Annotated in this window: 4 protein-coding genes; 1 reads left to right on the forward strand and 3 read right to left on the reverse strand. The window is 65.6% G+C overall.

The features are described from left to right. Together dctP and RMO40_RS07850 are read right to left on the reverse strand one after the other, a co-directional pair. Positions 1–603 (reverse strand): TRAP transporter substrate-binding protein DctP (dctP, locus tag RMO40_RS07845; RefSeq protein WP_309718696.1); only part of this gene is annotated, 603 nt, incomplete at its 3' end. 38 nt (positions 604–641) lie between these two features. Then, positions 642–1,442 (reverse strand): putative hydro-lyase, encoded by an 801-nt coding sequence (locus RMO40_RS07850; protein WP_309718699.1) that lies wholly within the window; start codon positions 1,440–1,442, stop codon positions 642–644. A 168-nt stretch (positions 1,443–1,610) separates the two neighbouring features. Here RMO40_RS07850 and RMO40_RS07855 point away from each other — a divergent pair, with 168 nt between their 5' ends. Beyond that, positions 1,611–2,540: a LysR substrate-binding domain-containing protein gene (locus RMO40_RS07855; protein WP_309718702.1), complete on the forward strand. Its 930-nt coding sequence runs from the start codon at positions 1,611–1,613 to the stop codon at positions 2,538–2,540. On the opposite strand, the gene RMO40_RS07860 is transcribed toward RMO40_RS07855, so the two are convergent. Next, on the reverse strand, positions 2,507–2,764 hold a 258-nt coding region (locus tag RMO40_RS07860; protein ID WP_309718705.1), incomplete at its 5' end, for a redoxin family protein. The genes RMO40_RS07855 and RMO40_RS07860 overlap by 34 nt on opposite strands.

Genomic DNA, 2,764 nt, shown 5'->3' on the forward strand with positions numbered 1-2,764 from the left:
GGTGAGAAAGTTGTCGACCGCGCCGGTCGCCAGCGCGGCCGGCAGCTCGGCCAGCTGGATGGTGATGGGCTGTGCACCCACCAGCTCGGCAATGCGCGAGGTGGCCGGGTTGTAGGCGCGCATCTTGGTGCCCTTCAGGTCAGCCAACGTGGCCACCGGCTTGCGGCTGTACAGCGACTGCCCGGGCCAGGGCACGGTGTAGAGCAGCTTGATGCCCTGGCCGGCCAGCAGCTTTTGCAGCGCGGGTTGCGAGGCTTCGTCGAGCTTCTTGGCCTCGACGTAGTTGGTGGCCAGGAAGGGGATCGAGTCGACGCCGAAGAGCGGGTTCTCGTTGGCCGCGCTGGACAAGATGAACTCGCCGATCGCCGTCTGGCCCGATTGCACCGCACGCTTGATCTCATTGGCCTTGAACAGCGAGGCGTTGGCATGCACCGTGATCTTGAGCTTGCCGGCGGTGGCCTTGTCGACCTCTTGCGCGAACCATTCGAGGTTTTGCACGTGGAAGGTGTTGCCGCCGTAACCGGAGGGCAGGTCCCATTTGGTTTGCGCCTGGGCGTGGCTCATGCAGGCGGCGGCGGTGATCGCAAAGGCTAGAAATTTCATTCCATCTCTCCTGGGTGTGTGGTGTGTGGGAAGCGAACTCAAAAACTCGCGAGCTTGCGGTTGAGCAAGTCGGTGATCAGCATGGCGCCGGGCGCGTGGGTGATGGCCAGCGGTGGTTTGGCCTGCGCGAGCGCGGCTTGCGGCGTGACACCGCAGGCCCAGAACACCGGCAACTCGTCGGCCATCACCTCGACCGCGTCGCCGTAATCGGGGCGTGACAGGTCTTGGATGCCGATGAGCGCCGGGTCGCCCAGGTGCACCGGCGCGCCGTGCACCGCCGGCAGTCGGGAGGTGATTTGCACCGCGCGAATGGCGTCTGCAGCACGCAAGGGCCGCATCGACACCACCATCGGCCCGTGGAACGGCCCGGCCGGCTCGGTTGCGATGTTCGTGCGGTACATCGCCACATTGCGGCCTTGTTCGATGTGGCGCAGCGCAATGCCGTCGGCGATCAGCGCTTCTTCAAACGAAAAAGAACAACCGATCACGAAGGTGACGAAGTCGTCTTGCCAGAGGCTTTCGATCTGCGTGGGTTCGTCGACCACCTCGCCATGGCGCCACACGCGGTAGCGCGGCAAGTCGGTGCGCATGTCGATGCCCTGGCCGAGTGTGGGCAGGGTCGGGTCGCCCGGTTCCGACACGGCCAGCAGCGGGCAAGGTTTGGGGTTGCGCTGGCAAAAGCGCAAAAAGTCGTGCGCCAGGCCCGCCGGCAAGATCACCACGTTGCCCTGCACGTTGCCCGGCGCCAGGCCCGAGGTGTGGCGGTTCAGGGTGCCGGCCCGTGCGGCGAGTCGCGCCTCGGCGCCAAGGGCGGCGGCTCGGAGATCGGCTGGCTTCACGTGGCGGGCTCCTTCAGCGGGCGGTTTGACCTTGAGGGCGATTGTTCCGATCGGGTGGGCACTCAACAAGCGAGATTTTTCTTTCTGCCATCATCGATTTTTCCGATGCATGAAAGCCGACGCCTGGGCCACATTAGGGTGCGCCTGGCCACCGATTGCGAGCTCACCATGAACCTGCGTTTTGTCGAAGCGTTTTACTGGGTCGCCTCGCTCAAGAGCGTCACTCGTGCGGCCGAGAAGTTGTGCATCACCCAGTCGGCCATGTCCAGCCGCGTGGCCGCGCTGGAAGAAGAGCTGGGCGTGATGCTGCTCGACCGCAAGGACAAGCAGTTCCGCCTCACCACCGCCGGCGCGCGTTTCATGGCCTATGCCGAGCGCCTGCTGGCCACGCAGCGCGAGCTGATGCTGGAGATGGGCGCGAGCGGGCCCGACGCGCCGCCCATGTCGCTGCGCATCGGCGCGATCGAGTCGGTGTTGCACTCGTGGCTCTTGCCCTGGATCGGCGAGCTGCGCATCGAACGCCCCGAGCTGGAGCTGGAGCTGTCGGTTGAAACCACGCCGGTGCTGACCGAGCTGATGCGCCGCGGCACGCTCGACCTGGTGTTTGCGGCCCTGCCCGCCTCGCACGAGAGTGTGAGAACGCGCGCCTTGCAGACCATGGAGATGGCCTTTGTGGGCAACGCACAACTCCACAAGCGCCGCCAGTACACGCTGGCGCAGCTGGCCGAGTTCGACCTGCTCACCTTCCAGCGCGGCTCGCAGCCGCATGTGGCGCTGATGGACCTGTGTCGCCAAAACGGGGTGTTGCCCAAGCGGGTGCACACGATCTCGTCGATCTCGGCGATGACGCAGCTGGTGGTGAATGGGTTCGGCATCGCCACGCTGCCGCGCATCGCGGTGCAGCGGCTGTTGCAATACAGCGAACTCGCCCTGCTGCGCTGCGACCAGGCGCTGCAGCCGCTGCCGGTGTTTGCGAGCTACCGGGCCGACCCGCTGTCGATGACGGCCGAGACGGTGCTCAACTCGGTGTTTGCTTTTCTGGACCGCCCGGGCAAGGGCCGGGCTCAGGCCTCGGCCAGCAAGGCCTCGATCAGCTGATTCAGCGACGCAAAGTCCGGCTCGCCGACGTAGCGTTTGACGATCTCGCCGCGTTTGTTGATCAGCACCGTGGTCGGCGTGAGCTTCACGTCGCCAAAGCTGCGTGCCACCGAGCCGGTGTTGTCGAGCACCACGGTGAAGGGCAGGCGGCGTGATTCGGTGAAGTGCACCACCGAGGCGGGTGGGTCGTAGCTCATCGCCACCGCAAGCGTCTCGAAACCGCG

This window comes from Rhizobacter sp. (assembly GCF_031412075.1).
GTDB lineage: Bacteria > Pseudomonadota > Gammaproteobacteria > Burkholderiales > Burkholderiaceae_C > Rhizobacter.